Here is a 4,280-nt window from a genome sequence, read left to right as displayed (position 1 = left end):
GGCCGGACGGCCCGCCCCGGGCGCGTGCCACCGGTGGTCTCCCCGGAGGTTCCGGCGGCCTTTCAGGAGTTGAGGAACAACGCCGCCGTCGGCAGCAGCGGGGCCGTGAGGCTCAGCAGCCAGTAGGTGTGCGGGGCGAGTGTCGTCCGGCGCCGGAGCGGCCTGTTGGCGAGCCACCAGATCAGGCCGTAGAGCGTGACGACGGGGACGACGATCACGAGCCAGAGGGCCATGCCGTCGTTCTCGGTGGGTTCCCGCACGGTCCAGCCGGCCTCGGCGAGCGGCCAGTTCACCGCGAGGTACCAGAGCAGCCAGAACGGCACCACGCCCGGTATCCCGAGCAGCACGTTCACCACGAGTGGTGCCGACCAGTGCCGCGCCAACCGTCCCCGCCCCATGTGCCCCCGCCCTCCGCTGACGCCGGCCGTCCTCCGGCCCGGCACCGCATTATCGCGGGCCGGTGATCACAGCACACGCTCTCCGCGCCGCCACACCCCGCTGACCAGCGGGACGCCTGGGCGGTAGGCCAGGTGGACGTGGCTCGGGGCGTCGAGGAGCGTCAGGTCCGCGTACGCGCCCGGGGTGAGGCGGCCGACGTCGTCGCGCCGCAGGGCCGCCGCGCCGCCCGCGGTCGCCGACCACACGGCCTCGTCCGGGGTCATCCCCATGTCCCGTACGGCCAGCGCGATGCAGAACGGGACGGACGAGGTGAAGGACGAGCCGGGGTTGCAGTCCGTGGACAGCGCGACCGTGACACCCGCGTCGAGCAGCCGCCGCGCGTCCGGCCATGCCGCCCGCGTGGAGAACTCGGCCCCGGGCAGCAGGGTGGCGACCGTACGGCCGCCGGCCAGGGCGTCCACGTCCGCGTCCGTGAGGTGGGTGCAGTGGTCGGCGCTGGCCGCGTCGAGCTCGACCGCGAGCTGCACACCCGGGCCGTAGGACAGCTGGTTGGCGTGGATGCGGGGGTGCAGGCCCTTTGCCTTCCCGGCGGTGAGGATCGCGCGGGCCTGGTCGCCGTCGAAGGCGCCCTTCTCGCAGAAGACGTCGATCCAGCGGGCGTGCGGGGCACAGGCGTCGAGCATCTCGCCGGTGACCAGGGCGACGTAGCCCGCCGGGTCCTCGGCGTGGTCCGGCGGAACGATGTGGGCGCCGAGGTAGGTGACCTCGTCGGTGTGGGCGGCGGCGATGCGCAGGGCGCGGGCCTCGTCCTCGACGGTCAGGCCGTAGCCGGACTTGGTCTCGAACGTGGTGGTGCCCTGGCGGAGGGCTTCGGCGAGGTAACGGGTGACGTTGGCCTCGAGTTCCCCGTCGCTCGCCGCCCGCGTGGCCGCGACGGTGGTGCGGATGCCGCCCGCGCTGTACGGCCGCCCTGACATCCGGGCGTTGAACTCCTGCGTCCGGTCGCCCGCGAAGACGAGGTGGGAGTGGGAGTCCACGAAGCCGGGCAGGACCGCCCGGCCGCCCGCGTCGATCCGGTTGTCAGTGGCGGGTGCTTTGCTTTGATCACCGGTCCACACGACGCGGTCGCCCTCGATGACGACGGCCGCGTCCTGGACCAGTCCCAGGGGGGAACCGTCACCGGAGGAGGGGTCGTTGGTGACCAGGGCTGCGATGTTGGTGATGAGCGTGCTTGCGGTGCTCGCGGAGTGGGCGGGGCTGACGGTCGTCGCGTTGCTCATGGCGTCCTTGGTGGCCTGGTCGGCGGTGGGGTCGGGTTCGGGGGCGGAGGCGGGCCGCGCGGGCGGGCGGCCCGGGGTCATCCGCGCAGCGCTTCGACGGCGTCCGCGAGGGCTCGTGGCACGTCCGGTACGAGGGAGTGGACCCCGTCCCGTACGACGTGCCGGCCTGCCACGACGGTATGCGACACGTCCGCTGCCGACCCGGCGAATACGGCCGTCTCGGCCCCGAGCCGCGGAAGCGGCCCTGCCGTCCTGACCGAGTCGAGCGCGAGAGTGGTGAAGTCGGCGAGCGCGCCGGTCTCCAGGGCGCCCGCGTCGTCCCAGCCGAGGGCCGCGTGGCCGTCGGCCGAGGCCGCCCGCAGCAGGGCCGCCGCCGTCCAGTGACCGCGGGTGCGGGTGCGCAGCCGCTCGTTCAGCTCCATGGCCCGCGCCTCTTCGAGCAGGTCGATGACGGCGTGGCTGTCCGAGCCGAGGGAGAGTGGGGAGCCCTCGTTCTGCAGGGCGACGGCCGGCCCGATGCCGTCCGCGAGGTCCCGCTCGGTCGTCGGGCACATGCAGGTGCCGGTGCCGCTGCCGCCGATGAGGGAGATGTCCTCGGCGGTGAGGTGGGTGTTGTGGACTCCGGTGGTGCGCGGTCCGAGGACGCCGTGCAGGGCGAGGAGCTGGGTCGGGGTGCAGCCGTGGACCTCCCGGCACGCCTCGTTCTCCGCGGTCTGTTCGGACAGGTGCGCATGAAGCGGTGCCCGCCGCTCCTCGGCCCACCGCGCGACAGTCGCCAACTGCTCGGCGGGCACGGCCCGTACGGAGTGGATCGCCGCGCCGATCCGTGCGTGATCCCGTTCCTTGAGAAGTGAAGAGCGTGCGGCCCAGGCCTCGGCGTCCCCGTCGGAGAAGCGGAGCTGGTGGGTGGTGGGCGGTTGCCCGAAGCCGGAGGAGAGGTAGGCGGTGTCGAGGAGGGTGATGCGGATGCCGGCTTCGGCGGCGGCCTCGATGAGGGCCTCGCCCATGGCGTTGGGGTAGGCGTAGGGGGTGCCGCCGGGGGCGTGGTGGACGTAGTGGAACTCGCCGACGGCCGTGATGCCGGCCAGCGCCATCTCGGCGTACACGGCGCGGGCGAGGGCGTGGTAGCTGTCCGGGGTGAGCCGCCCGGCTGTGGCGTACATGACCTCGCGCCAGGTCCAGAAGGTGCCGGAGCCGACCTGGACGGCGCCCCGCAGGGCGCGGTGGAAGGCGTGGCTGTGGGCGTTGGCCAGGCCGGGCAGGGTGAGCCCGCGCAGGACCTCGGCGCCGGGGGGCGGCGCGGGGGTGCCGGTGCGGACGGCGGTGATGCGGCCGTCCCGGACGTCGAGGGCCACGCCCGGCTCGACACCGTTGCCGAGCCAGGCGTGCTCCAGCCAGTACGTCCGCGGGGCTGCTGTCGTCACCTGCACGCCAGTCCTTCCAGTACGTCGGCGAGTGCGAGTACCCCGGCCACGCAGTCGTCCTCGCTCGCGGACTCGGCCGGGGAGTGGGAGACGCCGGTGGGGTTGCGCACGAACAGCATGGCGGTCGGGATGCTCCCGGACAGGATCCCCGCGTCATGTCCCGCGCCGGTGCCGAGGACGGGGACCGTGAGGTCGGTGTCCGTGCCGAGGATGCGGGCGAGTTCGTCGCGCAGGGCGTGGTCGAACTCGATGACGGGGGTGAAGGACTCAGGGACGACGTCGAGGTCGATGCCGTGCGCGTCCGCGTACTGCCGGGCGGCCTTCTCGATGCCGCCGACCACGGTGTCGAGGCTCATCTGGTCCTCGGCACGGGAGTCGAGCCAGCCGCGCACGAGGGACGGGATGGCGTTGACGCCGTTGGGCTCGACAGCGATCTTGCCGAAGGTCGCGACGGCCCCGGCGAGTTCGGCCTCGCGCCGGGCGGCGAGGACGGTCTCGGCGTAGGACAGCATCGGGTCGTGCCGGTCGGCGAGCCGGGTGGTGCCGGCGTGGTTGGCCTCGCCGCGGAAGTCGAACCGCCACCGGCCGTGCGGCCAGATCGCGCTGGCGAGACCGACCCGGTCGCCGGACAGGTCGAGTGCCCGGCCCTGCTCGACGTGCAGTTCGACGAAAGCGCCGATGCGGGCGAGCCGTTCGGGGTCCGGCCCGATGGCCTCCGGGTCGTATCCGGCGGCCTCCATGGCCCGAGGCAGCGTCACACCGTCGCCGTCGGTGAGCAGGTGCGCCTGCGCGCGGGTGAGCTGCCCGGCGGTGAGCCGGGACCCGACGCAGGCGAGCCCGAACCGGGCGCCCTCCTCGTCGCCGAAGTTCACGATGGCCAGGGGCCGGGTGAGGCGGGCGTCCCTGCTGCGCAGCTCGTCGAGCGCGGCGAAAGCGGACACGACTCCGAGGGGGCCGTCGAAGGCACCGCCGTCCGGCACGGAGTCGAGGTGCGAGCCGGTGACGACGGCGTTCCCGGCGGCGGGGTCCCCGAGCCAGGCCCACTGGTTGCCGATCCGGTCGACCTCGCAGGGCAGCCCGCGGGCCGCGGCCTGCCCATCGAACCAGGCCCGGCAGTCGCCGTCGACCGCGGTCCAGGCGAACCGCCGGTAGCCGCCGGAGTCGGGGTGCCGCCCGA

The 4,280-nt window shown here is 73.9% G+C and carries 4 protein-coding genes; all 4 read right to left on the bottom strand.

Translation table 11 applies throughout. The features are described 5' to 3' along the window. Nucleotides 1-62: 62 nt before the first annotated feature. A complete protein-coding gene (locus tag ABZ281_RS40090; protein WP_356662907.1) occupies nt 63-398 on the bottom strand; it encodes a hypothetical protein in 336 nt (111 codons plus the stop codon). A gap of 66 nt (nt 399-464) precedes the next feature. Continuing rightward, nucleotides 465-1,760 carry an imidazolonepropionase gene (hutI, locus tag ABZ281_RS40085; protein WP_356662906.1) on the bottom strand — a complete coding sequence of 432 codons (1,296 nt, stop codon included), beginning with the start codon at nt 1,758-1,760 and terminating at the stop codon, nt 465-467. Further along, nucleotides 1,757-3,109: a formimidoylglutamate deiminase gene (locus ABZ281_RS40080; protein WP_356662905.1), complete on the bottom strand. Its 1,353-nt coding sequence runs from the start codon at nt 3,107-3,109 to the stop codon at nt 1,757-1,759. The genes hutI and ABZ281_RS40080 overlap by 4 nt, the downstream gene beginning before the upstream one ends. Then, nucleotides 3,100-4,280 (bottom strand): allantoate amidohydrolase (locus ABZ281_RS40075; RefSeq protein ID WP_356662904.1); only part of this gene is annotated, 1,181 nt, incomplete at its 5' end. The genes ABZ281_RS40080 and ABZ281_RS40075, both read right to left, overlap by 10 nt.

This window comes from Streptomyces sp. NPDC006265 (assembly GCF_040613555.1).
Taxonomy (GTDB): domain Bacteria; phylum Actinomycetota; class Actinomycetes; order Streptomycetales; family Streptomycetaceae; genus Streptomyces.
Note: the sequence above shows the minus strand (reverse complement) of the source record. Positions and strands in the feature narration are given on the sequence as shown.